General features: G+C 67.5%; 25 protein-coding genes. 10 read left to right on the plus strand and 15 right to left on the minus strand.

The features are described 5' to 3' along the window. Positions 1 to 12: 12 nt before the first annotated feature. The 8 genes from G6035_RS06445 to G6035_RS06480 all read right to left on the minus strand — a co-directional run bounded on the left by G6035_RS06445 (position 13) and on the right by G6035_RS06480 (position 6,264). Positions 13 to 774, minus strand: coding sequence for a hypothetical protein (locus tag G6035_RS06445; protein WP_176616258.1), 762 nt, complete (start codon positions 772 to 774; stop codon positions 13 to 15). 3 nt (positions 775 to 777) lie between these two features. Continuing rightward, positions 778 to 1,329, minus strand: a complete 552-nt coding sequence (locus G6035_RS06450) for a TerD family protein (RefSeq protein WP_176616259.1) — start codon at positions 1,327 to 1,329, stop codon at positions 778 to 780. After that, complete coding sequence (locus G6035_RS06455) at positions 1,317 to 1,904, minus strand: hypothetical protein (protein WP_176616260.1); 588 nt, start codon at positions 1,902 to 1,904, stop codon at positions 1,317 to 1,319. Before G6035_RS06455 ends, G6035_RS06450 begins: the two co-directional genes overlap by 13 nt. Positions 1,905 to 1,983: 79 nt before the next feature. Continuing rightward, positions 1,984 to 3,177, minus strand: a complete 1,194-nt coding sequence (locus G6035_RS06460; protein ID WP_176616261.1) for a toxic anion resistance protein — start codon at positions 3,175 to 3,177, stop codon at positions 1,984 to 1,986. A 43-nt stretch (positions 3,178 to 3,220) separates the two neighbouring features. After that, positions 3,221 to 3,802, minus strand: coding sequence for a TerD family protein (locus tag G6035_RS06465; protein WP_176616262.1), 582 nt, complete (start codon positions 3,800 to 3,802; stop codon positions 3,221 to 3,223). Between the two features lie 132 nt (positions 3,803 to 3,934). Next, on the minus strand, positions 3,935 to 4,516 hold the full coding sequence (locus G6035_RS06470; protein ID WP_176616263.1) for a TerD family protein: 582 nt from the start codon (positions 4,514 to 4,516) through the stop codon (positions 3,935 to 3,937). Positions 4,517 to 4,545: 29 nt separating this feature from the next. Beyond that, positions 4,546 to 5,136, minus strand: coding sequence for a TerD family protein (locus G6035_RS06475; RefSeq protein WP_176616264.1), 591 nt, complete (start codon positions 5,134 to 5,136; stop codon positions 4,546 to 4,548). A 15-nt stretch (positions 5,137 to 5,151) separates the two neighbouring features. Next, entirely contained in the window at positions 5,152 to 6,264 is a 1,113-nt protein-coding gene (locus G6035_RS06480; RefSeq protein ID WP_218063013.1) for a DUF475 domain-containing protein, read from the minus strand. A 301-nt stretch (positions 6,265 to 6,565) separates the two neighbouring features. Here G6035_RS06480 and G6035_RS20545 point away from each other — a divergent pair, with 301 nt between their 5' ends. Then, a complete protein-coding gene (locus G6035_RS20545) occupies positions 6,566 to 7,678 on the plus strand; it encodes a type I restriction enzyme HsdR N-terminal domain-containing protein (protein WP_176616266.1) in 1,113 nt (370 codons plus the stop codon). 10 nt (positions 7,679 to 7,688) lie between these two features. Next, a complete protein-coding gene (locus tag G6035_RS06490; protein WP_176616267.1) occupies positions 7,689 to 8,699 on the plus strand; it encodes an adenosine deaminase in 1,011 nt (336 codons plus the stop codon). Between the two features lie 14 nt (positions 8,700 to 8,713). On the opposite strand, the gene G6035_RS06495 is transcribed toward G6035_RS06490, so the two are convergent. Beyond that, complete coding sequence (locus G6035_RS06495) at positions 8,714 to 9,430, minus strand: LysE family translocator (protein WP_176616268.1); 717 nt, start codon at positions 9,428 to 9,430, stop codon at positions 8,714 to 8,716. Between the two features lie 114 nt (positions 9,431 to 9,544). On the opposite strand from G6035_RS06495, the gene G6035_RS06500 reads away from it, so the two are divergent. Next, entirely contained in the window at positions 9,545 to 10,000 is a 456-nt protein-coding gene (locus tag G6035_RS06500) for an Lrp/AsnC family transcriptional regulator (protein ID WP_256882164.1), read from the plus strand. Here G6035_RS06500 and G6035_RS06505 read toward each other — a convergent pair. Then, positions 9,972 to 10,736 (minus strand): FadR/GntR family transcriptional regulator, encoded by a 765-nt coding sequence (locus G6035_RS06505; RefSeq protein WP_176616269.1) that lies wholly within the window; start codon positions 10,734 to 10,736, stop codon positions 9,972 to 9,974. The genes G6035_RS06500 and G6035_RS06505 overlap by 29 nt on opposite strands. Before the next feature lie 37 nt (positions 10,737 to 10,773). Further along, on the minus strand, positions 10,774 to 12,504 hold the full coding sequence (locus tag G6035_RS06510; RefSeq protein WP_176616270.1) for an L-lactate permease: 1,731 nt from the start codon (positions 12,502 to 12,504) through the stop codon (positions 10,774 to 10,776). 195 nt (positions 12,505 to 12,699) lie between these two features. Between G6035_RS06510 and G6035_RS06515 the strand changes: the two genes are divergently transcribed. The 5 genes from G6035_RS06515 (at position 12,700) to fdhA (ending at position 17,690) form a co-directional block, all read left to right on the plus strand. Next, entirely contained in the window at positions 12,700 to 13,497 is a 798-nt protein-coding gene (locus G6035_RS06515) for a (Fe-S)-binding protein (protein WP_176616271.1), read from the plus strand. After that, positions 13,494 to 15,032, plus strand: coding sequence for a LutB/LldF family L-lactate oxidation iron-sulfur protein (locus G6035_RS06520; RefSeq protein WP_176616272.1), 1,539 nt, complete (start codon positions 13,494 to 13,496; stop codon positions 15,030 to 15,032). Before G6035_RS06515 ends, G6035_RS06520 begins: the two co-directional genes overlap by 4 nt. After that, the gene (locus tag G6035_RS06525) at positions 15,029 to 15,676 is read left to right on the plus strand and encodes a lactate utilization protein C (protein WP_176616273.1); all 648 of its coding nucleotides are present in this window, start codon (positions 15,029 to 15,031) and stop codon (positions 15,674 to 15,676) included. Before G6035_RS06520 ends, G6035_RS06525 begins: the two co-directional genes overlap by 4 nt. A 72-nt stretch (positions 15,677 to 15,748) precedes the next feature. After that, complete coding sequence (locus tag G6035_RS06530; RefSeq protein ID WP_176616274.1) at positions 15,749 to 16,258, plus strand: DinB family protein; 510 nt, start codon at positions 15,749 to 15,751, stop codon at positions 16,256 to 16,258. Positions 16,259 to 16,475: 217 nt separating this feature from the next. Next, a complete protein-coding gene (gene fdhA / locus G6035_RS06535) occupies positions 16,476 to 17,690 on the plus strand; it encodes a formaldehyde dehydrogenase, glutathione-independent (RefSeq protein ID WP_176616275.1) in 1,215 nt (404 codons plus the stop codon). Between the two features lie 160 nt (positions 17,691 to 17,850). On the opposite strand, the gene G6035_RS06540 is transcribed toward fdhA, so the two are convergent. From G6035_RS06540 to G6035_RS06555, 4 genes are all read right to left on the minus strand, one after another. Further along, entirely contained in the window at positions 17,851 to 19,344 is a 1,494-nt protein-coding gene (locus G6035_RS06540) for a stealth conserved region 3 domain-containing protein (RefSeq protein WP_256127798.1), read from the minus strand. A 135-nt stretch (positions 19,345 to 19,479) separates the two neighbouring features. Next, on the minus strand, positions 19,480 to 20,865 hold the full coding sequence (locus G6035_RS06545) for an FAD-binding oxidoreductase (RefSeq protein WP_176616277.1): 1,386 nt from the start codon (positions 20,863 to 20,865) through the stop codon (positions 19,480 to 19,482). Between the two features lie 99 nt (positions 20,866 to 20,964). Beyond that, positions 20,965 to 21,375: a DoxX family membrane protein gene (locus tag G6035_RS06550; protein WP_176616278.1), complete on the minus strand. Its 411-nt coding sequence runs from the start codon at positions 21,373 to 21,375 to the stop codon at positions 20,965 to 20,967. A gap of 124 nt (positions 21,376 to 21,499) precedes the next feature. Beyond that, positions 21,500 to 22,210, minus strand: a complete 711-nt coding sequence (locus tag G6035_RS06555; RefSeq protein ID WP_371130887.1) for a TetR/AcrR family transcriptional regulator — start codon at positions 22,208 to 22,210, stop codon at positions 21,500 to 21,502. Positions 22,211 to 22,362: 152 nt separating this feature from the next. Here G6035_RS06555 and G6035_RS06560 point away from each other — a divergent pair, with 152 nt between their 5' ends. Further along, on the plus strand, positions 22,363 to 23,739 hold the full coding sequence (locus tag G6035_RS06560; RefSeq protein WP_176616280.1) for an NAD(P)/FAD-dependent oxidoreductase: 1,377 nt from the start codon (positions 22,363 to 22,365) through the stop codon (positions 23,737 to 23,739). A gap of 110 nt (positions 23,740 to 23,849) precedes the next feature. Further along, positions 23,850 to 25,406, plus strand: a complete 1,557-nt coding sequence (locus tag G6035_RS06565) for an APC family permease (RefSeq protein ID WP_176616281.1) — start codon at positions 23,850 to 23,852, stop codon at positions 25,404 to 25,406. Positions 25,407 to 25,443: the final 37 nt, after the last annotated feature.

Here is a 25,443-nt window from a genome sequence, read left to right on the forward strand (position 1 = left end):
GGCGCGGCATTGCTACCGCCCGTAGGCGCCCGCAGGAGCCTGGTGGGTCATGGTGAAGTCAAATTCCTGCCAGATCTGCAGGTCCTCCCAGGCTTCAGGAACCGGTTCGGCCCGCAGCTCCAGCACGTTGCCGATCCGGTGGACCAGCAGCACCAGCTGGATGCCGCCGGCCACGGGGGGCAGGGCCACGGTGGCGCCGCTGAAGAGCTGCACGCCCATGGTCCCGCTGCTGCGGTTGATGAAAATGGCCCGGCGCAGCTCGCGCACGTGGCGCAGGCTGACCAGTGCGGCCGTGCCGTCGTAGCCCACGAGGGGCCGGTTGCCGCTGGTTTTCACCGGCGAGCCGGCCGTGTGTCCGGCCGCGTCCGCCCCGCCCACGACGCGGCGGGTGCTTTCCCAGGCCATGGCCGTGCTGCCGCTGACCACCATGGTTCCCACGGCAGATTCGAGCGCGGTGAGCCGCAGCACCCGCTCACGGAGGTTCAGCTCAAAGACGTCGGCGATCCCCGGCGCGGGAAACAGCAGCCCGACCTCGTGGTCCTCGTTCCGGGCGGCCTCGCGCCGGGCGGCCAGTTTCGCGGCCCGCGGATTGGCGGCCGACGGCGGGGCGTTGCGTCCCAGCACCAGCCCGGCGGGCTGCTGGGCCGCGGGCGCTGCGGGGGCCACGGCGGCTGGGTTGGCGGTGGCCTCGGGCTGTGCCGCGGGAAGCGGGGGCTTGACCCGGCGTCGCAGGTAGGGAAGGTCGGTGCGCGGGGTGGAGGATCGGTTGACCATGGCCTAGAGCGTGATCCCGTAATCCTTGGCCACGCCGGCCAGGCCCGTGTTGTAGCCCTGGCCCAGAGCCCGGAACTTCCACTCGCTGCCGTGCCGGTACAGCTCGCCGAAGATTACGGCCGTCACGGCGTCAAGGGTGGCGGCGGGCATGTCAAAGCGCACCAGCTCCCGGTTTTCCGCCGTGGCGACGCGGATGTGGGAGTTGCGCACCGAGGCGAAGCTGCCCCGCCCGCGCACGTCCGGGTCAACGTAGACAAGGAACACGATTTTGGCCACGTCAGCGGGCACCGCGCCCAGCTCAACGTCAATCTGCTCCTGGTCGGCATCCCCGGCGAAGGTGACGGAGGCGTCGGCGCTGACCAGCTGGTTGAAAAACACCAGGTGGTCGTTGGACAGGGCCTGCCCGCCGGCGTCGCACAACACGGCAAAAGGCACCAGCTCGGCGGCCGGGCCGTGGCTGGGGATGGCGTCCCAGCCCAGGCCGACCACCACGTGGTCCAGGCCGGGGTTCTCCCCGGTGAGGGCCGCGTTGGCCCCGGCAATCAGTGATGCCATGGCTGGCCCTCCAAGCGCAACGGGTCCCTTTCGGCTGGTGGTTCCGGTGGTGGCTGGTGCCTGGCTGGCTGGTGTTCGAGTTGCAGGGCCGCGTCCTGGCCGGCAAATTTGTCTGCCAGGAAGCGGCCGTGCGTGGACAGTTCCTCCACGGCACCGATGCGGATCTGGTTGAGCAGGTCTGCCAGGGTTTCCTCCAGCGTGGCCAGCTGTTCGGCGAACATGAAAGTTGCCTTGGATTCCTCGTCCTGGTGCGCGGGCGGCAGCGACAGGTAGGACTGCAGGGGCGAGGGGATGTAGTCGCAGATCATGGCATTGAGCAGCACGCGCTGTTCCGTGGAGCAGCCCCGGATGCCGATGTCCGCAACGGCCTCGCGCAGCAGGTCGCCCAGCTGGCGCAGCTGGGACGAAAGCAGCGGGGGCAGGCGGCTGCCGGAACGGCGCACCGCGGTCCGCAGCTTGTCCACGGAGACGCCCATTTGGGCGATCTCCGCAGCCACCGGGTCGGGCTGCGGGGCCGCCGGCACGGCAGGGGCCGGGCGGCCCCCAAAGAGGCCACCGGCAAAACGGCCAATCATCGTACGTTCCTCAAGTTCCGTCGTCGTTCCTTCAAGGCTACTCCGGGCGGCCGGCAAAGCCGCCCGGAGCGCCGCGGGGTCAGTCCCGGTCCGTCTGGCGGGAGCGTTCCAGGTAGGGCTTGGCCTTGGCCAGCCCGTCCTCAAGCGCATGGACGGTGCCCTCCATGTTCTTGGCGGCCGACGCGCGGAAGGTGTCGATGGCGTCCATGGTGGCAAAGACGTTGTCGAAGGCCTTCTGCAGCGTGTCCACGCTGACGCCGGAACTGGCCGCCTGCTGGTGGATGCGCACGGTCTGGTCCTTGAGCATCTCCGACGTCTTGAGGATCATGTTGTTCGTGGTGGTGTTGATGGCGTCGATCTGGTCCAGCACCATCTTTTGGTTCGCCAGCGCCTGGGCCACGATCACGGCCGTGCGGAGGGCGGAGATGGTGGTGGTGCGGGCCCGGTCAACGCCCTTGATCAGTTCAAGGTTGTTCTTCCGGATCAGGTCCATGGCCAGGTAGCCCTGCACGGACACGGCCAGCTGCGTCAGGATGTCCTGGTGGCGCTGGCGGATGGGGAAGAGGACGTCCGCCTCAAGCTTTTGCGCCTGCTCCACCTGGCCGGAGGCGCGGGTGGCGTCAATTTTTTCCACGCAGGCGTCGTCGAGGGCCTTGGCGAACACGGCGTATTCGCTCAGGCTTTGCATGGTCTCCCACAGCTTCACCTTTTCGCCCGCGAGGCTGGCATTGTCCTTCAGGAGCTCGTCCTGGCCGGCCATGAGCGACTTGATGATGGCATCGAGCTGGGTCTGGGCCGACTCGTACTTTTGGAAGTACCGGGCCAGCTTGTTCCCGCCCGGCAGGAAGCCGAGAATTTTCCGGCCCACACCCAAATCGGCGTTGTTCGGCGTGAGGTCCTCCACCGTGGTGCGCAGATCGTTCAGCGTGCCGGCCACCTGGGCCTGGGCGCTGTTGCCGCTGCGCTTGGCGCCGGCAATGGAGGTGGTGGAGCGTTCGAGCATGCGGCTGGAGGCTTCCGAGGAGGACGTCATCTCGGAGCCGGCCAGCTTGGTGATGCCGTCCACCTTGCTGCTGAATTCGGGGCTGCGCGCGTCAAAGGTGGCAATCTCGGAGATGAACTCGCGGGCCTGGCGGCTGATCTCCGTTTGGCGCTCCGCCGGGACGGGAACCATTCCGGGGGCCTGCTCGGGAGCCACGATCTCGGGTGCGTCGGGGGCCTTGAGGACCAGCGACACCTCGGCGTCGGTGGGAGGGGTGAGGGGGGAAGTCATTGTTCAACCATTCTTCGTCAGACGAGGGAGCGGGTGGTGGGGATCAGCCCAGCGGGACACCGAAGTCGGTGGCGATGCCGGCCAGGCCGGTGGCGTAGCCCTGGCCCACGGCCTTGAATTTCCATTCGGCACCGTTGCGGTAGACCTCGGCAAAAAGCATGGACGTCTCCGGGGCGGCGTCCTCGCTGAGGTCAAAGCGGACGATCTCCGCGTCGTTGGCCTGGTTGACGACGCGGCAGTAGGCCCCGCGCACCTGGCCGAAGTTCTGGCGCCGCTCATCGGCCTTGTCGATGGAGACCACAATGACCACGCGTTCGACGTCGGCGGCCATCTTGGCGAGGTCGATCAGGATGGTTTCGTCATCGCCCTCGCCGACGCCGGAGCGGTTGTCGCCCTGGTGGACCACGGAGCCGTCCTTGGCAGCGGGCTGGTTGTAGAAAATGAAGTCGTCGGCGGAGCGGACCTTGCCGTTGGCGCCGACCAGCAGGGCCGAGGCGTCCAGGTCGAAGGCCTCCCCGGTGGTGGTCCGGGGGTCCCAGCCCAATCCGACGAGGGCCTGCTGCAGGCCCGGGTCGGCCTTGGTCAGGGAGAGGTTGTTGCCTTTTTCAAGTGTCAGTCCAGCCATGAAACCATTCCTTTGTGTGTGATTGATTCAACTGTCCGGCGCTGCGGTGCACCGGGACTGCAGGTGGTGGGCCCACGCGCCCGGGGGTCCCAGGGAAGACGCGCCAGCGGCTTCCCTGGGAGGGCGTGGGGACTAGTCGAGTACGATCCCGAAGTCCGTGGCGATGCCACGCAGGCCGTTGGCGTAGCCCTGGCCCACGGCCCGGAACTTCCATTCGGCACCGTTGCGGTAGATCTCGGCAAAGATCATGGATGTTTCCGAGGCCGCGTCCTCGGACAGGTCGTAGCGGACAATTTCCTGGTCGGACTGCTGGTTGACGACGCGGCAGAACGCACCGCGGACCTGGCCGAAGTTTTGGTTGCGGGCGTCGGCCTGGTCGATGGAAACCACGATGACCACCCGCTCGATGTCTGCCGAGACGGCGTCGAGGTTGACCAGGATCTGCTCGTCGTCGCCTTCGCCCTCGCCGGTGCGGTTGTCGCCCTGGTGGACGACAGAGCCGTCCTTGGCTTCCAGCTGGTTGTAAAAGATGAAGTCGTCGTTGCTGCGCACCCTGCCGTTCGCGCCAACCAGGATGGCGGAGGCGTCCAGGTCGAACTGCTGTCCGCTGGTGGTGCGCGGGTCCCAGCCCAGGCCCACGAGGGCCTGCTGTAGGCCGGGATCGGCCTTGGTGAGGGAGAGGTTGCTGCCCTTGGACAGTGTCAAAGATGCCATGGTTTGGACTCCTTTGCTGGTGGTGGTGGCTAGAGTGCGGCCGCGGCCGGCTGGATCAGGTCCATGGCGGTGCGCCCGTTGGCGCGGTCACCGATGGCCTTGAACGTCCACCCCGTGCCCTCGCGGGAAACCTTCGCCATGATCATGGCGGTGTGGTTGCCGGAATCGGTGAGCTGGAAACGGGCCACCTCGGGGGAGCCGGGCGTGGAGTCGTCAACGAGGCGGCAGAACGCGTTTTCGATCCGGTCGAAGGTCTGCCGGCTGTAGCTGCTGATGACAAACACGATCTGCGCCACTGCGGGGGACACGGCGGGGAGGTCCACCAGGATCTGCTCGTCGTCGCCTTCGCCTTCACCCGTCAGGTTGTCGCCCGTGTGGCGGGTGGAACCGTCCTTGCTCTGGAGCTGGTTGAAGAAGACGGTGTCCAGGGCCGTGCCTGCGGCGTCAAAGAAAATGGCCGACGCGTCCAGGTCAATCTCGGCAGCCTTTTTGGTGCCGAAGAAACCACGTTTCACCGGTGCGGCCGAATCCCAGCCGAGGCCCATGCGCACCCGGGTGAGGGAAGCTCCGTCGTTCTTCTTCAGCGAAAGTGACTGGCCTTTTTGCAAGCTAAGTCCCATGGTGGGGCCTCCTGGTTAGTTGGAAAGTTGCTTTACTTGAGGTAGCTCGTGGGCATGTAATCGTTTGTTGCGGATGATCGAGGAGATGAATGCGGCGCCGATGAACACCACGCCGATGACGCCGGTGACCACTTCATTGACCTCGATGCTGATGGTCAGCAGCAGGATGATGGACAGGGCTCCGATGGCCCAGTGGGCGCCGTGGTCCAGGTATTCAAACTCGTCCAGGGTGCCTTCGCGGACCAGGAACACGGTCAGTGAGCGGACGAAGATGGCGCCGATCAGGCCCAGGCCCATGGCGATGATGATGGGGTCGGAGGTGATGGCGAACGCGCCGATGACGCCGTCGAAGGAGAATGAGGCGTCAATGACTTCCAGGTACAGGAACAGCATGAACGCGGCCTTGCCCACGGCCCTGCCCACGCCCTGGGTGGACTTTTTGGCGATCTTGGCCGCCTCGGCCTCCGTGTCCGCGGCATCGGTGTCCCCGTCCGCGTCGACGTCGAACAAGTCCCCGAGGCCGTTGACCAGCATGTAGGTGACCATGCCGAGGATGCCGGCGATGAGGACGTCGACTTCCTTGCCCGGACGCACCATGGCGGCGGAGGCGACCAGGACCACCAGGGAGATGGCCATGGAGGCGCCGTGCAGGCGGCCGATGAACGCGAGCGGTTTCTCCAGGAAGCCGATCCAGTGGATGTCCCGTTCCTCAAACATGAAGTCCAGGAACAGCATGAGCAGGAACACCCCGCCAAACGCGGCAATCTGCGGGTGGGCGTCGTGGAGCAGGTAGGCATAGGTGCCCGGCGTGTGGATGTCGCCCTTTTCCAGGGCGAGTTCAACGGCCTGGACGGGATTGAGATTGGCGGTCACACCGACGATCAGCAGTGGGAAGGCGATGCGCATGCCCAGCACGGCGATCAGGATGCCGACGGTCAGGAAGATCCGCTGCCAGAAGGCGCTCATCTTTTCCAGGATGCGCGCATTGACCACGGCGTTGTCAAAGCTGAGGCTGATTTCCAGGACGCCGAGGATTGCACAGAGCACCAGGGCCTCGACGCCGCCGTAGAAAAATGCCACAACCAAGGCCGCGGCGGAGATCCCGAAAGACCAGCCAAAGGTTTTCATGAACACGCGGTGACAGACTCCTCGAGAGTTCCCGGCCTCGCAGGACCCGGGCGGTAACGGTCGGATTCCAGCAACCCCCAACGGCCTGACGGCCCTGAAGACTGTAGAGCTTTTATCAATTATCTCCAATTGAGCGACTTATTCCTAATGGATGGGGAACAATCAAACTGGGAGCTTGCTGACAGCTCCCGGGGTTTCACGTGGGCGGCAGCACGGGCAGCTGTGGCGTGTGGTCCGGCCGCACTGAAGACATGATTGAGGGGAATCAAAAATGGAACAACCGGCAAGGGACCAAACGGTAGTGGACGTGAGGGCAGGGGACGTGAAGGACATGGACGCCAAGACGCAGGCGCGGTTCCGCGCGCTGGGGGGATGGGCGGCCGCGGCGGCCGGAGACGGCCTGCGCGTGCCCGGGACGGCCGAGCTTGAACAGATTGCCCGGACGAAGGGCACCGCGGGCTGCGGCATCGATTCCCCGGCCGTTCGGGACTGGGCGGCCACCATGGACTGGATCATGGGACAGGCCGCGTTCGGCGTGGTGGATCCGCACCTGCAACTCCCCGACCACCTGGTGAAGCCGGCGGACACGCTGGAGGCCCAGCCGGAGTCCGAGGCCCAGGCGCCCGCGGCCGGGCCGGCGACTGCGGAAAAACGGGCGCCCGAGCCCGGGGCGGCACCGGCGCCAAAGGGCAAGGGGGCCGCGGCGGGCAAGCGTCCTAAATGGGAGCTCGCGGCGATGGAGCAGGTCCGGGACGCGATGGCGCGCTATGCCAGGCCCCTGCAGGAGCTCCGTGCGCGGGACGCCAATGAAGGCGACACCCGCCTGGTGGTCACGGACCTGCTGTGTGAGGGACTGGACTATGACAAGTTCCGGGACCTGACCACCGAATACATGGTCAGGCAGGACTTTGCCGACTATGGCGTGCGCATCGACAAGCAAATGGTGGCCTTCATTGAGGTCAAGCGCATCAGCCAGAAGCTCAACGAACGCCACCTCCGGCAGGTGCAGATGTATGCCGTGAACGAGGGCGTGGAGTGGATGGTGCTGACCAACGGGGCGGTGTGGCAGGCCTACCACCTCACGGGCGGTCTGCCGGTGGTGGTCAACATGGCCTTTGAAATCGACTTGTTGGGCCCGGCCCCCGAGGAGGAGAAGGCGGCCATGATGTTCCTGCTCCACCGGGAGGCGCTCAAGCGCCGCCGGATCGACGACGTCTGGAAGCACCGTGCGGCCACCGAACCCGGCGCCCTGCTTGGCCTGATCCTCTCCGATGCAATGCTTGACCAAATCCGCAAGGAAGTTAAGCGCCGGACAGGCATCACCACCACCGCGGCGGACATCAGCGAAACCATCAAAACGGGGATTGTCGACCCCAAGCTCATGGCCAGGTTGTACAAGTCGACGGAGCCGTAGACTGGCGCACATGACGACGCCTGAAATTGCCCTGCCGAAGGCCGAACTGCACCTGCACATCGAGGGCACGCTGGAACCGGAGCTGATCCTGGAGCTGGCGGCACGCAACGGCATTGACCTGCCCTACGCCAGCCTCGGGGAACTGCGGGCCCGGTATGAGTTCACGGACCTGCAATCCTTCCTTGACCTCTATTACGCAAACATGGCCGTGCTGGTGGCGGAGGCCGACTTCGCGGACATGACCCGCGCCTACCTGCGGCGGGCCCGGGCTGCCGGCGTGCGGCACGCCGAGATCATGTTTGACCCGCAGGCCCACCTGGCGCGCGGTGTCCCGCTGACGACGGCGGTGGCCGGCATTGCCTCGGCGCTCGCCGGAAGCGGGGAGGAGTTTGGCATCAGCACCGCCCTCATCGCCGCCTTCCTGCGCGACCAGCCCGAAGCCGACGCCCTGGATGTGCTGGGGCAGCTCCTGGCCATGGATGCGCCCATCATCGGGATCGGGCTCGACTCGGCCGAGGTGGGCAATCCGCCGTCGAAATTTGTCAGGCTCTTCGACCGGGCGCGGGCGGCGGGGCTGCGGCTGGTGGCGCACGCCGGCGAGGAGGGGCCGCCGAGCTACGTCTGGGACACTCTGGACCTGCTGGGCGCCGAACGCATCGACCACGGGATCCGTGCCGTGGAGGATTCCCGGCTGGTGGCCCGGCTGGCTGCCGGGCAGGTGCCGCTGACGGTCTGCCCGCTCTCCAACGTGCGGCTGCGCGCCGTGGACACCCTGGCCGCCCATCCGCTGCCGCAGATGCTCGCCTCCGGGCTGAATGTCTGCGTCAATTCCGACGACCCGGCCTACTTTGGCGGCGACGCAGGCCACAACTTCCAGGCAGTGGTGGCGGAGTTCGGCTTTGACACGGACACGCTGGGGCGGCTGGCGGGCAACTCCATCCGCTCCTCCTTTGCCCCTGATGCCCGGAAGGCGGAGCTGCTGGCCGAACTTGCCGCGTGGCGCGCAGCGCAGGACGGTTAAACCACGGCCAGGAGCTAAATCACAGCCAGGAGCCGGCCGGCGGCCTGGGTCACCGGCACGGCCTGCTCGGCCAGCAGGACCGCACCCAGGCCGAGCATGATGATGCCGCTGGACAGCGTCACCACGCGGGCGCCACCGGGGCGGGAGCGCAGGAGCCTGCGGGCACCGGCCGCCACACCGGAGTAGACCACTGCCGCAGCCGTGACGAAGGACAGCCCCAGGACCACGGACTGGACCGGGATGGAAAACGCCGCGTCCGGCCGGATGAACTGCGGCGTCAGGGCCACGAAGAACAGCAGGCCCTTCGGGTTGATGGCGCTCGTGCCAAAACCCTGGAGGAAGGCGCGGCGCGCGCCGGAGCCGGCGGCGATTTCGCCGGACGGCCCCAAGGCGACCGTGCCGCCGTCGTCCGGCCCCGGAGTGCCCGGCCCCGCCGCGCTGAAGCCGGCGCCACGCCAGGACCTGGCAGTCACAAGGCCCAGCCACAGCAGGTAGAGCGCGCCGGCCACCGTGAGCCAGAGCAGCAGCGCGGGCATGGCCGCCATGAGCGCGGCGATGCCGGCGGCGAGCAGGACGGTGTGCATGACGTAGCCGCTGCACAGCCCTGCCACGGCCGGCACGAAGCTGCGCCGGCCCAGGCCCGCGGCAATGCAATATGCCCAGTCGGGCCCCGGCGTGCACGTCAGGGCGACGGCGATGATGAGGAAGCCGATGAGTGCCTGCGGGTCCATGGTTGCTCCTGCGTGCCGGGTCGGGACGGTGGTGCAAGCAAGCTTAGGAAAATCACAGGCAAATGTGCTTACCGAAAGTGTCTTAAAAACGCCGTTTCGCGCTAAGATCTTGCTGTGATCGACGCCCTTGACAGAGAAATTATGCGCAGGCTTCAAAATGACGGGCGCATGTCCGCCACGGCGCTGGCCGCCGAGGTGGGGCTGACGGTGGCGCCGTGCCACCGGCGGTTGAAGGAACTGGAAGCGACCGGGACCATCAGCGGATACCGTGCCGTGATCGATCCGGCCGCAGTGGGCCTGGGTTTTGAGGCGATGGTGTTTGTCACGCTGGAGCGGGTGGACCGGCCCACGGTGGACGAGTTCGAGGCCCGGGTTGACGGGCTGGTCCGCATCACCTCCGCCCAGCGGCTGTTCGGCGACCCCGACTACGTCCTGAAGGTTGTCTCCGAAGACCTGGCGTCCTACCAGCGGTTCTTCGACGACGAGCTGACACGGCTCCCGGGCGTGCGGCGGGTCAGCTCCACGCTGGTCATGAAGAACCTCAAGCCTGCGGCGGGACTTCCGCTGTAGCCGCAGGCGAATGCACGTGCGAGGTTTCGGTGAAGAACCATTCAATGTGCTCGCGCAGCAACCGTGCTGCCAGGGGACCGTCGCCGGCGGTGACGGCGTCAAGGATGTGGTGGTGCTGGGCCCGCAGCGTGTCCGCGACGGGCTCCCACTGCTCGTCCGTGGTGACGGAGTTGCGCACATAGTCCATGATGGACAGGCGCAGGGAGTCCATCATGGCGGAGACGACGGCGTTGCCGGCCATGGTGCTGAGCAGGACGTGGAACTGCGAGTCCAGGCTGTGGAACTCTTCGCGCTCCAGGCCGGGGTCATCCATCAGGGCCAGCAGTTCGGCGGCGCGGGCCAGGGACCCGTCGTCGATCGGCCTCGCATCAACGGCCGCGGCGGCAGCCCATGTCTCCAGCAGGATGCGGGCCTGGACGATGTCGGCGACCGGCAGGTGCTGGCTGGCCACGTGCAGGCGCAGGGTGGACGACAGCCCGGCGGACGGGTTGGAGATCAGCACCGTCCCGGAACTCGGACCCGAGCCGACGCCCGTGCGCACCAGGCCCATGACCTCGAGAATGCGGATGGCGTCGCGCACCGAGGCCCGCGAAATGCCGTGCTGCTCGGAGAGGGCGCGCTCGCCCGGGAGACGGTCGCCAATGCTCAGCCGGCCGGCACGCAGGTCCGCTTCGACGCTGGCCAGCACCGCCTCATAGGCGCGCGGGCCCGTGGCCCGACCCGTTTCATTACTCACGGATCAATCCTTGCACGGGACCGCGCGCCGTGGCGCATCAGGCCCCTGACAGCATCCAGCCGAGCACGGGGGTGGACTGCAGGTACACCACGATGCACAGCACCAGCAGCATCCCCACGCTCCAGCCGATCACCTTGCGCAGGATGACCGACTCCTGGCCGTCCATGCCCACCGCGGTGGCGGCAATGGCCAGGTTCTGCGGGCTGATCAGCTTGCCCACCACGCCGCCGGAGGAGTTGGCTGCCACGAGCAGGTGCGGGTCGATCCCGGCCTTCAGGCCGGCCGCCTGCTGCAGCTTGGCGAACAGCGCGTTGGATGAGGTGTCCGAACCGGTCACGGCGGTGCCCAGCCAGCCCAGCACGGGGGACAGGAAGGCAAAGAAGCCGCCGGCGCTGGCCAGCCAGGTGCCGATGGACACGGTCTGTCCGGACAGGTTCATGACGTAGGCCAGGGCCAGCACCAGCAGGATGGTCGCGCCCGCCCAGCGCATGTTGTAAATGGTGCGGCCAATGTCCGCCACCGCCTGGCGCATGGTGATGGGGAAGCGGCCCCCGCCGTCGAACACGGAGTAGACGGCCGCCACGATGAGGCCGGTGGCCAGCAGCAGCGATCCGGGGCTGGAGAGCCACTGGAAGTTGTACACGGTGGAGGAGACCGGCTTGCCGGCGGCGTCCACCACGGCGTTGTGAAGCACGGGCCACGGCACCTTGACGTTCGTCATCGCCAGCCAGGCCGGGACGTTGACGCCGAGCTTCCACAGGTTTGCAAAGCCGAACACCACGATCACGAGCAGGTAGGGGAACAGGGCCAACCACACCCGCGTGCGTGTCAGGGCAGCCGTGCTGCCCGCCGTCGCCGCGGAGCCTTCAGAAAGCGCCGCGCCGGCGGACGCAGAGCCGCCGGCCATGGCGCCGACCGTGAGGCGTTCGCGGGCGGCCGCGTGTCCCTGTGACTTCCAGGCGCGCAGGAACAGGAAGGCGCCGGCCAGGCCCACGAGGGAGGCGACGACGTCGGTCAGCTCGTAGGAGAAGTAGTTGGAGGCAAGGAACTGCGCAACGGCGAAGCACAGGCCCATGACAATGGCAACCGGCCAGCATTCGCGGATGCCGCGCCGCCCGTCGAGGATGAACAGCAGGACCAACGGCACGATCACGGCCAGCAGCGGCGCCTGGCGCCCCACCACGGAGCCAATGTGTTCAGCGGACAGGCCCGTGAGCCCGGCGGCCGTGGTGATCGGGATCGCGATCGCGCCAAAGGCGACCGGGGCCGTGTTGGCCACAAGCACGGTGGCGGCTGCACGCAGCGGGGACAGGCCCAGGGCGATGAGCATCGTGGCCGTGATGGCCACGGGTGCGCCGAATCCGGCCAGCGCCTCGAGCAGCCCGCCGAAGCAGAAGGCGATGATGATGGCCTGGACGCGCACGTCGCGGCCGCCGATCACGTCGAAGATGCCGCGGAGGTCCTCAAAGCGGCCGCTGATTACGGTGACGCGATAGAGCCACACCGCCATGATCACGATCCACAGCACGGGGAACGCGCCGAACACGGCGCCCTGGCTTGCCGAAAGGGCTGCCAGGCCCAGCGGCATGTGGAAGCCGAGCACGGCGACCGCCACGGCCGCGAGCAGGGACCAGGCGCCGGCAACATGGGCCTTGGTCTTCACGAAGGCCAGCAGCACAATGAATGTCAGCAGCGGGATCAGTGCGACGAGCGCCGAGACGGCCACGCTGCCCGCAATCGGGTCGGTGGCGGGGGTGAAATGGTCCATGGAGAATCCTTCACTCGGTGAATTGAGTTGCGCGGACGAGGTCAGACCACTATGGTCCGACCACAGAAGTGTAGCGTATGTTTTCGCTTCGGTGTGGCCAAGATCATGTCCGTGATGTTCCGTACTGGACTTCAGGCCCGTCATCACGTATGGTCAGACCACACGTTTTAGTCGTTCACGCCGAAGGATGGTCCCATGAGAATTGCGCTCTTCGCCACATGCATCGTCGATGCCATGTACCCGCGCACGGCGCGCGCCACGGTCAGCATCCTGGAGCGGCTGGGGCACGAGGTGGTGTTCCCGCCCGGGCAGGCCTGCTGCGGGCAGATGCACGTGAACTCCGGCTACTTCGCCGAGGCCCTCCCCGTGGTGGCCAACCACGTCAAGGCCTTTGACACCGACGACTACGACGTCGCGGTGGCGCCGTCCGGCTCCTGCGTGGCCAGCGTCAAGCACCAGCACCAGCTGGTGGCCCGGCGCTGCGGCGACGGCGCGCTGGAAGCCCGGGCCGCCGTCGTCGGCGCAAGGACCTATGAGCTCTCCCAACTGCTCACCGACGTCCTGGGTGTCACGGACGCCGCGGGCCAGCTGGGCTCGCACTTCCCGCACAAGGTCACCTACCACCCCAGCTGCCATGGCATGCGCCTCCTGCACCTGGGCGACCGGCAGCTGAACCTGCTGGCTACCGTGGGCGGCATCGAGCTGGTGGAACTGCCCGAGGCGGATGCGTGCTGCGGCTTTGGCGGCACGTTTTCACTCAAGAACGCCGATGTCTCCAGCGCCATGATGGAGGACAAGGCGGCGAACATCTGCGGCACCGGCGCCGAGCTGTGCACCGGGGGCGACGCCAGCTGCCTGATGCACATTGGCGGCGGGCTCTCCCGCCAGGGCAGCGAGGTGGGGACGCTGCACTTTGCCGAAATCCTGGCCAGCACGCTTGAAAACCCGGTGACGGCCGCCGGGAACGTCCAGTTGGCAGGGGCCCGGCGATGAGCAACACCTTCCTGGGCATGCCCACGCTGCCCGTCTTTGGCCGCGGCAACCTGAATGCCACCGAGCCGTTCCCGCAGGCCGCGCACCGCGAGCTGGGCAACGCGCAGCTGCGCGCCAACCTGGGCCACGCCACACACACCATCAGGGACAAGCGCCTGAAAGTGGTGGCCGAACTGCCTGACTGGGAGGACATGCGCGACGCCGGCAGCGCCATCAAGAACGCCACCATGGCGCAGCTGCCGGCGCTTTTGGAGCAGTTCGAGGCGAACTTCACGGCCCGCGGCGGAACCATCCACTGGGCCCGGGACGCGCAGGAAGCGAATGAGATTGCCACCGCCCTCATTCGTGAAACCGGCGAAACCGAGGTGGTCAAGGTCAAGTCCATGGCCACCCAGGAGATCGGGCTGAACGAATACCTTGAAGGGCAGGGCATCTCCGCCCTTGAAACGGACCTGGCCGAGCTGATCGTCCAGCTGGACCACGACAAGCCCAGCCACATCCTGGTGCCGGCCATCCACAAGAACCGCAGCCAGATCCGCGAGATCTTCCTGCGCGAAATGGAAGACGTGGACCCGGCCCTGGGCAACGAGCCCGCCCGCCTGGCCGAGACCGCCCGCCGCCACCTGCGCAAAAAGTTCCTCTCGGCCAAGGTGGCCGTTTCCGGCGCCAACTTTGGCCTGGCGGACACCGGCACGCTGGCAGTGGTCGAATCCGAAGGCAACGGCCGCATGTGCCTGACCCTGCCGGAAACCCTCATCACCGTCATGGGCATCGAAAAGCTGCTGCCGTCGTGGAGCGACCTGGAGGTGTTCATGCAGCTGCTGCCGCGCTCCTCCACCGGCGAACGGATGAACCCGTACACCTCGCTGTGGACCGGCACCACCCCCGGCGACGGCCCGCAAAACGTGCACCTGGTGCTGCTGGACAACGGCCGAACCGCCGCGCTCGCCGACGAGATGGGCCGCACGGCGCTGAACTGCATCCGCTGCTCGGCCTGCATGAACGTGTGCCCCGTGTACGAGCGCACCGGCGGCCACGCCTACGGCTCCACCTACCCGGGCCCCATCGGCGCCATCCTCTCGCCGCTCATGACTGGCATCAAGAGCGAGGAAAACAACTCGCTGCCCTATGCCTCCTCGCTGTGCGGCGCGTGCTTTGACGCCTGCCCGGTGAAGATCAACATCCCGGAAATCCTGGTGCACCTGCGCGGCGAGGACGTCGACTCCAAGCGCGCCAAGGCCAAGGTCCCGACCCAGACGGACCTGCTGATGAAGGGCGCCGAATGGGCGTTCTCCGCAGGGTCCCGCCTGAACTTGCTGGAAAAGGGCCTGCCCGCCGGCAGGCTTGCCGCAGGGCGCGCGAAAGTCATTAAAAAGCTGCCCGGCATCGGCGGAAAATGGACGCAGTCCCGGGACATCCCCGCCCCGCCCAGCCAGTCCTTCCGCCAGTGGTGGGCCAAGGAGCATGGCGCGCCCAACGCCGCCGCACCCGGTACAACTGGTGAAGGCACAATAAGTGAAGGAGGCCGGCCATGAGCGCCCGCGAAGAGATCCTGGACCGCATCAAGTCCGCCCTGCGTGATTCCCCGGCCGTCCCGCAGATCCCGCGCAACTACCGCCGGGAGACGGACAAGACGGCCGAACAGCGGCTCGGGCAGCTCGTGGACCGGCTGGAGGACTACAAGGCCAACGTATTTGTGGTCCCCGCCGCGGGGGCGCCGGCCAGGCTGGCCGAACTCCTGGCCGGGTGCGCCTCGATCGTGGTGCCGCACGGGCTGGACCCGCAGCTGCTTTCCGCACTGCCCCGGACCGGGACGGGCGACGCCGGGACCTTGGCCGTGGCGGTCGACTCGCCGGAGCGGCCCCTGACGGTGGCCGCGCTGGACGCCGTCGACGCCGTGGTCACCGGCGCCGCCGTGGCCGTCTCCGAGACGGGGACCATCATGCTGGACGGCGGCCCCTCGCAGGGCCGCCGGATCATCTCCCTGGTCCCGGACCGGCACGTGTGCGTGCTCCGGGCCGCCGACATCGTGGAGGTGCTTCCGGAGGCCATGGCCCGCCTGGAGGCCACGGCGCCGCAGACCTGGATCAGCGGGCCCAGCGCCACGAGCGACATCGAGCTTGAACGTGTGGAAGGGGTGCACGGGCCCCGGACCCTGGACGTGCTCATCCTGACGTAGCCCGCCGCCCGGGCTTGCCGGCGCCGGCCGGGCCCCTCGACAGGCCCGGCGTGCGGTGCAAGCATGGCAGCCATGAAGACAACTGACTTGTTGGTGGATGCGTTTGGCCGGATCGGCGACATTGTGGGCGGCGTCCTGGACGGGATGGACCTTGCCCGGATCAACTGGCGCCCCGGCGGCGCGGGCAACTCCGTCGCCTGGCTGGTGTGGCACCTCTCCCGCGGCCAGGACGAACAAATCGCCGACGTTGCCGGCATCGCCTCCGTCTGGCAGTCCGGGGGATACGCGGCGCGCTTTGGCTTCGCGCTGGATCCCAAGGACACCGGCTACGGCCACTCCGCGGCGCAGGTGGACAAGGTGCGGGTGGAATCCACGGACCTGCTGCGCGAATACCACCAGGCCGTCCTGGCGCAGAGCCTGGACTACGTCCGCGGACTCTCCGACGCCGACCTCGACCGGGTGGTGGACAAGCGCTGGAATCCCGCCGTCACGCTCGGCGTGCGCCTCATCAGCATCGTGGACGACTGCGTCCAGCACGGCGGCCAGGCGGCCTATGTGAAGGGCCTGCCGCCGGTGCTTTAAGCGCCCCCGCCCCGCCTCCGGAAAGCGGCCGGACTGCCCCTTACATATTCCTTCCCGCCGGGCTAGGCTGTCCTTAACCCCGGAATTTCCAGTGAAATTCGCGCACCCCGAGATCGGTGACGAAGCTGCCACGGATCGATGTGGCGCGCGCCGGGGCGTTCTTGTTGTATCGGGCTGTCACACTCGGCTCCCCGAAGTGCGAGGAAGGAAGCAATCCATGTCAGGAAACAAGGCCGTTGCCTACAAGGGACCGGGGAAGGTCGAAGTCATTGACATCGACTACCCCACGTTTGAACTGAAGGACGGGCCGGGCGTGAACCCGGCGAACGTGGGGCGCAAGGTGCCCCACGGCGTGATCCTCAAGACCGTTGCCACCAACATCTGCGGCTCCGACCAGCACATGGTCCGCGGCCGCACCACCGCCCCGACCGACCTGGTCCTGGGCCACGAAATCACCGGCGAAGTGGTCGAGGTGGGGCCCGACGTCGAATTCATCAAGGTGGGCGACATCTGTTCGGTGCCGTTCAACATCTCCTGCGGACGCTGCCGCAACTGCAAGGAGCGCAAGACCGGCATCTGCCTCAACGTCAACCCGGACCGGCCCGGGAGCGCGTACGGCTACGTGGACATGGGCGGCTGGGTGGGCGGCCAGGCCGAATACGTCCTGGTGCCGTACGCGGACTGGAACCTGCTGAAGTTCCCGGACCGGGATGCGGCGCTGGAGAAGATCATGGACCTGACCATGCTCTCGGACATCTTCCCCACCGGCTACCACGGCGCGTTCACGGCCGGCGTCGGCGTCGGCTCCACGGTGTACGTTGCCGGTGCCGGGCCCGTGGGCCTCGCCGCGGCGACGTCCGCGCACCTGCTCGGTGCCGCCGTCGTGATCGTCGGTGACATGAACGAGGGCCGCCTAGCCCAGGCGCGCTCCTTCGGCTGCGAGACGGTCGACCTGAGCAAGGGCGGGCCCGGGGAGCAGATCGAGCAGATCCTGGGCGTGCCCGAGGTGGACTGCGCCGTGGACGCCGTCGGCTTCGAGGCCAAGGGGCACGGTTCGGACGCCAAGCACGAGGCGCCCGCCACGGTGCTGAACGACCTCATGGACATCACCGCCGCCGGCGGGTCCCTGGGCATCCCGGGACTGTACGTCACGGGCGACCCGGGAGGCATCGACGAGGCCGCCAAGAAGGGCTCGTTGTCCCTGAGCCTGGGAACCGGCTGGGCAAAGTCGCTGGCGTTCACCACGGGCCAGTGCCCGGTCATGAAGTACAACCACGGGCTGATGATGGCGATCCTGCATGACAAGGTGCACATTGCCAAGAACGTCAACGCCAAGGCCATCCCGCTGGCCGACGCACCGCGCGGCTACGCCGAGTTCGACGCCGGCGCCGCCACGAAGTACGTCCTCAACCCGAACGGCTACCTGAACTAGGGGCCATTGGAAAAACTGGCAAGGGTCTCAGGGCCCGGCTTCCGGTGGACGGTCCCGGCCACCGGAAGCCGGGCCTGTCAGTTTCCGGCCAGCGGTGCCCGCAGGGGCCACTGCGGGCCCTCCACTGTTCCTCGGTGGCCATCCTCGAAGGCAGGCGCGGCTACCTTTCCCAAGGGGCCTTGAGCGGGAAATACCTTTCCAGGAAGTCGGTGAGCCGTGCCCGGCGTTCTGCCTCGCCCACCTCGGGAAAACTGCCGTCGTTCAGGCACAGGAAGTCCGCGTTGCGCTTCGCCAGGATCCGGTCCAGGGAATCCAGGCCCTTGCGGGTGGTGGTGTCGACGTACTTGCCTTTGCCATCGGCGTGCATGACGGCCCGGCCGGTCAGCAGGGCGTAGTAGTGGTACAGCGAATTGGTCACCGAAACGTTCCCCGCCGCGCGGAAGCGGCTGGCGGCCGTGGCTGAAAATTCCTCGGGGAAGGCAGCCTCCAGTTCCGCCATCACCGACTTGCGGAACGGGGCCGCCGAATGTTCCAGGTGCCGCGTGGCCACCCGGCCAAACCGCTCCCGCAGCAGTTTCCTGTTGACCCTGGCGGAATTCTCAAAGCCGCTGCGTTCAACGCTGCTCCCGCCCAGCCCGATCCTGTTCGGGGAGAGCATGAACCGGGTGATGCCGCCCGGGGTGAAGAACATCTCCGGGCCCACGGGGCGGCCAAAAAACATGTCGTCATTGGAATATAGGAAGTATTCGGAAAGTCCCTTGATGTTGTGCAGCTGGGATTCCACGGCCATGGAATTGTGGGTGGGCAGCACCGACGGGTCCGCAAAGTGCTCGGCACTGGGCACCAGCCGGACCCTGGGGTGGTGGCTGGCCAGCCAGGCAGGGGCGGGGGAGTCCGTGGCAATGTGGATGGTGCGGATCCAGGGCGCAAACATGTATATGGAGCGCAGCGCATATTTGAGTTCGTCGACGTGCCGGAAGCGTGCTTCGTGGGCGTCGCCCTCACCCAGCACGGCACCGGCCTCCTGCGCGCGCCGCGCCGACTGATATTCCGCCGAGCTGCCGTCCACCCAGCTGAAGACCATGTCCACCGGGAAGGGCACGTCAAAGGCGTGGCTGGCAAACATGTCCTCGATGGTGGGCCAGGACTTGCCGTGGAGCTCCACCGTGCCCCGCCGGACGTCCCCGGTCCGGACCACCCGCCGGGTCAGGGAGTTCTCCCGGGGGAGCTTGAGTTGTCCCTTTCCGAACGTCCACAGCTCCAGCTGGACGCCGGCGGACGCACCGAAATACAGCCCGCCCGCGGGTTCCAGCCGCGGCCGGAACAGGCGCAGGATCCGGGCCCTGCCGTCGCCGTAAAGCTCGCCATCCGCCACCAGGAGGGTAGATTTCACCGTGCCCTTGCTGCGCGCATAAAACGGCTCATCGGCGAAGTGCCGGACCAGGGCGTCCTGCAGGGCCCCGCGGAAGGCGTTGTCGACGGCGAGCACCGGAACCTGCCCGTTCCCCCGGACCAGCAGGTAGGGGATTCCGTGGGTGTCCAGGGCGGCGCGGACGGCCAGCAGGTCCGCCACCGTGGCCTGTTCCTGAGTCAGGGTCGTGTTGGGCAGCGCCAGCCGTCCCTTGTGGACCACCACCCCGCCCCGGGCCAGCAGGCGGGCGGCGGCCGGCGTGGGCCGGCCGCCGCCCGGACGTTGTGCGGGCCCGTGGGGCGGGGTGGATGGCGTGGACAGCGGGCGCTCCTGGGGACAATGGTGCCGGCGGAGGCGCCGGGCGTACCTGGTGCGAGTTTACCGCGCTGGCACCTGGCCCAGCCGGAACAGGGCATCGGGGTCGTAGTGGCGGGGGAGCCGGGTCAGCCGTTCGAACACCTCGGGCGTGTAGCTGTCGGCAAACCCCGCCGTACCGCCTGAGGCCGAAAAGTTCGGCAGGCTGGCCCCGAAGTGCCACCGGCCCATCGAGGCGTTCATGCCCGCTGCGTGGCCCGCGATGGCCGGCAGCTCCGGCGGGGCTGCGACGCCCACGCTGTACAGGCCAAAGGCGGCGCCCCGGTGGCACAGGGCACTGGCGATCTGGGGCTCCTCGGACAGGGCCCCGCCAAACTGCCGGATTTCCACGAGCAGCTGCGGGGAGTTGGTGCCCGGGCCCACCGCCTCCAGCAGGGTTTGGGCGGCCGCCGGTGAAAAGTCCGCCAACAGGCAGGACGCCTCGGTCGCGGGCAGCGCGTCCTCGGGGTCCGAGTGCACCAGCCCGATCATGGAATAGGGCATTGCCCGCACCGCATCGATGAGGGGCGCGCCCACCGCGCGCATCGGCGCAAGCCAGCGGGCGCCGTCGTCCGGGTTGCCGACGTAAACATAGCGGACCGCCGCGGTGAACTTGCCGGCCAGCACCTCGGGGACCCCTGGCATGGGCGGCAGCTGCATGAGCGCAAGGGACGTGGTGGCCCCGGGTGGCAGGGTGGGGCACCAGTCCGACCAGGCGAGCGTTGCCGCAGCGACCGATTCCGCGCCGAAGAACAGTGCGCCGGCGTATATGACGGGCAGGGGCAGGAGATCGAATTCGGTGGCGGTGATGATGCCCAGGGAGGATTTTCCGCCGCGCAGGCCCCAGAAAAGGTCCGGCTCGGTTTCCGCGGTGACTTGGCGCAGGCGGCCGTCGCCGGTGACGACGTCGAACGCGCGCACCCGGTCGGAGGCGGCGCCGAACGTCCGTGCCATGGGGCCGATCCCCCCGCCACTGGTGTACCCGGCCACGCTGACGCCGGGCGCCGAGCCGCACAGCCCGGCGAGGCCGTGCTCCGCGCAGGCCGCGAGAACGGTTTTCCAGGTGACGCCGGCCCCGGTGCGGGCCCAGCCCTCCGCGCTGACGGTGCACCCGTCCAGCCGGCGGGTGTGGATGAGCAGGGCGCCGTCGAGGTCGCTGGCGATGCCGTGGCCGGTGGCCTGGACCGCAACCGGGAGCCCGTTGGCGGCGGCGAAGCGGACTGCCCGGACCACATCGGCGGGGGTGGCGGCTTCCAGGACCGCGGCCGGGCTGGTCTGCACGGCAAGGTTCCACGGGGTGGCGAGTTCGCCGTAGCCGGGTTCGCCCGGCTCGAACAGGGCGCCGTCCACGGTGCGGCGCAGCGCGTCAAACGTGGCGGTGCGGCCCGACGGTTTTTCACGTGGTTCCATGGCTCTCCTCCAAGACGCGGCCGCGCGACGCATTGGATGAGACCCTGGGCGGCCTATGCCAAGGATGGCATTGAACCGCCGGGGTGGCCAGTGCGCGTTTTAGCGCCGGCGGCGGTGGAAGACCAACGCCGTCGCAATCCCCACCAGCCAGATGTCCTTGGACAGTGCGACGCCCGCGGGCGTGGGGCGGATGCCGTCGGCCTCGGTCAAGCCGGGAGACTTGAGGTAATTGGCGAAAAGGCCGGTGGAGAAGGCGGCCAGCACCAGGCCGGCCAGGCGGGAGGGGACGAACGGCAGCAGGAGCGTGGTGCCGATGCCGATCTCCGCGAAGCTCAGGTAGCGGCCAAACTGTTCAGGTTCCAGGGTGGCCGCCTGCGGGATCACGCGGGCGGCGGAGGCCTGCAGCCCGGCGGCGTGCTCGGGCGAGAGGCTGAGCTTGCCCAGGCCGGAATTGAGGATGAACGCGCCCGACACCAGGCGGAGTGCGGCGTTGCTGATGCTGAAACCCATGGTGTTCTCCCTGTGGTCGTGCCGGTAAGGCGTGCAAGTTCAGCCTAGGGATTTGGGCCCGGCCTGGCTAGTCGCGGCCCCGGGACGCCGGCGGCGTGCCAAGCTGTCCGGGGCGGGTGAAATTTCACACGCCCCGGTCGCTTTGGCACGCCGCCAGCCCGGCCACAAGGGCGTCCAGGCCCAGCGCGAAGGCGGCGTCGGCGTCGTTGAGCCCTTCCGGATTCCGGCGGCGGGCGACGGCGTCGCTGAAGCGGGGCGCGCGGTCGGCCAGTTCGCCGGTGGCAAAAATGTCCGCGGGTGCGTTGGCGTCGTAGGCGGAGCCGAAGATGAAGGATTCAAGCGCCACAATCGCGTTGACAATCCCTTCCGGCGGCCAGCCGGCCCGCAGGAATCCCTCCGTCACGGCCTCGTACATCCTGATGGTCTGCGGCGCATTGGTCACGGGCAGCAGCGCAATGACGGGGATAAGGGGAAGGTGCGCTGAAAAGACCTGCCGGTACGAGTGGGCCCAGAGCCTGACGGCCTCGCCCCAGGGCCGCCCGGCAAAGGCAGACACGTCCACGCGGCCCATGAGGGCATCTTCAACCAGCAGCAACACATCCTGCTTGGAGGCAACATGGTTGTACAGGGCCGACGGCGCCACGTTCAGCGCCCTGGCCAGTCCTGCCATGGTGAGGGCCTTGTAACCGTCGCGGGCCACCAGCTTCAGCGCCGCCCGGGTGATTTGCCCCTGGCCCAGGAGCGCGTGCGGTGGGCGCCCTGCCCTGCGGCGTGCCGGCTTGGCACCGGCACCCGTCCCCGCCGGCCCGCGGCCTGCCAATGCACTGTCCGTCACAACACGCTCCCCCTCGATGCCCATGCACCGGTTGGCGCAAACATTTCCCGGCCACCCCTTTACCTTGCCGGGTGACGTCGGTTACAGTCTAATGGAAATGAACGTCATTCATTTAGTGACGCGGGTAGCCGCGGCTCACGGGAGAGGGAAACATGGCCACAACAAACATCATTGATCGGGACGTTGCCATCATTGGAGCGGGCCCGTCCGGCCTGACAGCGGCCCATGAGCTGAAAAAGGCCGGCCTGACAGTGGCCGTCCTCGAGGCGCGGGACCGCGTGGGGGGACGCACGTGGTCGAACACCATCGACGGCGCCTGGCTGGAAATTGGCGGCCAGTGGGTTTCCCCGGACCAGACGGCGCTCATCGGGCTCCTTGAAGAACTGGGCCTGGACACCTACTCCCGCTACCGCGACGGCGACAGCGTCTACATAGCCCCGGACGGCACGCGCACCCGCTACACCGGCGGGATGTTCCCGGTCGCGGCGGGAACCGAGGCGGAGATGACCACGCTCATCGACACCCTGGACGCGCTCGCCGCCGCCATGGACCCGGCCGCGCCGTGGGACCACCCCCAGGCCCGCGAGCTGGACACCATCTCCTTCCACCACTGGCTGCGCACCCAGTCAGGCGACGAGGAGGCCTGCAACAACATCGGCCTGTTCATCGCCGGCGGCATGCTCACCAAGCCCGCCCATGCGTTCTCGGCCCTGCAGGCCGTGTTCATGGCCGCCTCGGCAGGATCCTTCACGAACCTGGTGGACGACAACTTCATCCTTGACAAACGCGTGGTGGGCGGCATGCAGGGCGTTTCCCAGGCCATCGCCGCGAAGCTGGGTGGCGACGTCATCCTCAATTCCCCGGTGCGCAGCGTCCGCTGGGAGGAGGCCGACGGCGGATACCTCGCCACCGTGGTCAGCGACAACGCCACCGTCACCGCCCGGCGCGTGGTCATGGCCGTCCCGCCGAACCTGTACAGCCGCGTCTCGTTCGAGCCGCCGCTGCCGCGCCGCCAGCACCAGATGCACCAGCACCAGTCCCTGGGTTTCGTCATCAAGGTCCATGCCGTCTATGAGACCCCCTTCTGGCGCGAGGATGGGCTCTCCGGCACCGGTTTCAGCGCTTCCTCACTGGTCCAGGAGGTGTACGACAACACCAACCATGGCGATGCACGCGGCACCCTCGTGGGGTTCATCTCCGACGAAAAAGCCGACTACGCGTTCACCCTCCCGCCAGAACAACGACGGAAGGAAGTCACGGCAGCGCTGGCCGAGTTCCTCGGAGACGCCGGCGCCGAGCCCGTGGTGTACTACGAGTCCGACTGGGGCACCGAGGAATGGACCCGCGGCGCCTACGCTGCCAGCTACGACCTTGGTGGCCTCCACCGCTACGGCCCGGACCAGCTGACGCCGGTGGGCCCCATCCACTGGTCCTGCTCCGACCTGGCGGCCGAGGGCTACCAGCATGTGGATGGTGCCGTCCGCATGGGCCGGTTCACGGCCAAGAAGCTGGTCGACGAACTGGCATAACCGGCCCTTCGACCGGCCCCCGACAACAGTTGAATGTCCAGTGACAATGACGTCCAGGAGGACCTTATGCATTACGTAATTGCCTGCACCCGCGGCGGGGGGATGGCATCATGACCACCCAAGACGCTGTTACGAAGCCTGCCGGCGGCCCGGGCGAATTGGGCCTGAGTGAAAAGGGCCTGAGTGAAAAGGGCCTGAAGGCCGGCTCGGTGGGCCTGATCGGTGCCGTCGTGATCGGCATTTCCTGCATTGCCCCGGCCTACACGCTCACGGCCGCCCTGGGCCCCACGGTGTCAGAGGTCGGCGTCCACCTGCCGGCGATATTCCTGGTCGGCTTCATCCCGATGCTGCTGGTGGCGCTTGGCTACCGCGAGCTGAACAATGCCATGCCCGACGCCGGCACCTCCTTCACATGGGCCACACGGGCTTTTGGTCCGTGGCTGGGCTGGATGGGCGGGTGGGGCCTGATCGCGGCCACGATCATCGTCCTGTCCAATCTGGCGGCGGTGGCGGTGGACTTTTTCTACCTGATGCTCGCACAGATCTTCGCCAACCCATCCTTGGCGGAGCTGACCCGCGTGCTGCCGCTGAACATCGCCACCACGCTGGTATTCATTGCCGGGGCATGTTGGATTTCCTACCGCGGCATGGAAACCACCAAGGCCTTCCAGTACATCCTGGTGGCCTTCCAGCTCCTGGTGCTGGGCTGGTTTGCCGTTGCGGCCTTTGCACACGTGGCCAACGGAACGGCCTTCGACGCGACGGAGATCTCGGCCGACTGGTTCAACCCCTTCGCCGTGGGTTCCTTCTCCGCATTCGCGGCAGGGGTCTCGCTGTCCATCTTCATTTTCTGGGGCTGGGATGTCACGCTGACCATGAACGAGGAGACGAGGAACCCGGAAAAGACCCCGGGCCGGGCGGCCACGGTCACGGTCGTGGTCATCGTGCTGATCTACATGGTGGTCTCGCTCGCCACGCTGTCCTTCGCCGGCATTGGAACAACTGGACTGGGCGCCGGCAACCCGGCCAACCAAGGCAGCATCTTTGCCGTGCTGGCCGGCCCGGTCATGGGTCCGTTTGCCATCCTGATGTCCCTGGCGATCCTCAGCTCGTCAGCGGCGTCGCTGCAGTCCACGTTTGTTTCCCCGGCCAGGACACTGTTGGCCATGGGCCACTACCGTGCCCTGCCGAAGGGTTTTGGCCGGATCAGCCCCACGCACAAGTCTCCCGGCTATGCCACGGTTGCGGCGGCCATTGCCGCTGCGGGATTCTATGTCGTCACCCGTACGCTCTCCGAGAACGCGCTTTGGGACACCATCACCGCACTGGGCATGATGATCTGCTTCTACTACGGCATCACGGCCCTGGCCTGCGTGTGGTACTTCCGCGCCGAAGCCATCCGCGGGGTGCGGAACTTCCTGTGCAAGTTCCTGGCGCCGCTGGTGGGCGGGGTGATCCTGTTGGTCATGTTCGTCAAGACCGCCTACGACTCCATGGACCCGTCCTACGGTTCCGGCTCCAACATTGGCGGGCTGGGCCTGGTGTTCATCCTCGGCTGCGGCGTGATCGCGCTGGGGGCGGTGCTGATGTTCTTCATGTACCGGCGGCACCCGGAGTTCTTCAAGGGCCGGGTGCTCAGCCGCAGCAGCAAGGTCTACAACCCCTGACCTTAAACGCCGGCGGCGTGCCATGCTATCCGGGGCG

Origin of the sequence: Arthrobacter sp. SDTb3-6 (assembly GCF_013376095.1) — a bacterium.
In the GTDB taxonomy this organism is placed as follows: Bacteria; Actinomycetota; Actinomycetes; order Actinomycetales; family Micrococcaceae; genus Specibacter.

Excerpts from the sequence above, each read along its gene's own strand:
- G6035_RS06445 (WP_176616258.1), bottom strand. The coding sequence starts at position 774 with ATGGTCAACCGATCCTCCACCCCGCGCACCGACCTTCCCTACCTGCGA.
- G6035_RS06450 (WP_176616259.1), bottom strand. The coding sequence starts at position 1,329 with ATGGCATCACTGATTGCCGGGGCCAACGCGGCCCTCACCGGGGAGAAC.
- G6035_RS06455 (WP_176616260.1), bottom strand. The coding sequence starts at position 1,904 with ATGATTGGCCGTTTTGCCGGTGGCCTCTTTGGGGGCCGCCCGGCCCCT.
- G6035_RS06460 (WP_176616261.1), bottom strand. The coding sequence starts at position 3,177 with ATGACTTCCCCCCTCACCCCTCCCACCGACGCCGAGGTGTCGCTGGTC.
- G6035_RS06465 (WP_176616262.1), bottom strand. The coding sequence starts at position 3,802 with ATGGCTGGACTGACACTTGAAAAAGGCAACAACCTCTCCCTGACCAAG.
- G6035_RS06470 (WP_176616263.1), bottom strand. The coding sequence starts at position 4,516 with ATGGCATCTTTGACACTGTCCAAGGGCAGCAACCTCTCCCTCACCAAG.
- G6035_RS06475 (WP_176616264.1), bottom strand. The coding sequence starts at position 5,136 with ATGGGACTTAGCTTGCAAAAAGGCCAGTCACTTTCGCTGAAGAAGAAC.
- G6035_RS06480 (WP_218063013.1), bottom strand. The coding sequence starts at position 6,264 with ATGAAAACCTTTGGCTGGTCTTTCGGGATCTCCGCCGCGGCCTTGGTT.
- G6035_RS06490 (WP_176616267.1), top strand. The coding sequence starts at position 7,689 with ATGACGACGCCTGAAATTGCCCTGCCGAAGGCCGAACTGCACCTGCAC.
- G6035_RS06495 (WP_176616268.1), bottom strand. The coding sequence starts at position 9,430 with ATGGACCCGCAGGCACTCATCGGCTTCCTCATCATCGCCGTCGCCCTG.
- G6035_RS06510 (WP_176616270.1), bottom strand. The coding sequence starts at position 12,504 with ATGGACCATTTCACCCCCGCCACCGACCCGATTGCGGGCAGCGTGGCC.
- G6035_RS06515 (WP_176616271.1), top strand. The coding sequence starts at position 12,700 with ATGAGAATTGCGCTCTTCGCCACATGCATCGTCGATGCCATGTACCCG.
- G6035_RS06520 (WP_176616272.1), top strand. The coding sequence starts at position 13,494 with ATGAGCAACACCTTCCTGGGCATGCCCACGCTGCCCGTCTTTGGCCGC.
- G6035_RS06525 (WP_176616273.1), top strand. The coding sequence starts at position 15,029 with ATGAGCGCCCGCGAAGAGATCCTGGACCGCATCAAGTCCGCCCTGCGT.
- G6035_RS06530 (WP_176616274.1), top strand. The coding sequence starts at position 15,749 with ATGAAGACAACTGACTTGTTGGTGGATGCGTTTGGCCGGATCGGCGAC.
- fdhA (WP_176616275.1), top strand. The coding sequence starts at position 16,476 with ATGTCAGGAAACAAGGCCGTTGCCTACAAGGGACCGGGGAAGGTCGAA.
- G6035_RS06545 (WP_176616277.1), bottom strand. The coding sequence starts at position 20,865 with ATGGAACCACGTGAAAAACCGTCGGGCCGCACCGCCACGTTTGACGCG.
- G6035_RS06550 (WP_176616278.1), bottom strand. The coding sequence starts at position 21,375 with ATGGGTTTCAGCATCAGCAACGCCGCACTCCGCCTGGTGTCGGGCGCG.
- G6035_RS06560 (WP_176616280.1), top strand. The coding sequence starts at position 22,363 with ATGGCCACAACAAACATCATTGATCGGGACGTTGCCATCATTGGAGCG.
- G6035_RS06565 (WP_176616281.1), top strand. The coding sequence starts at position 23,850 with ATGACCACCCAAGACGCTGTTACGAAGCCTGCCGGCGGCCCGGGCGAA.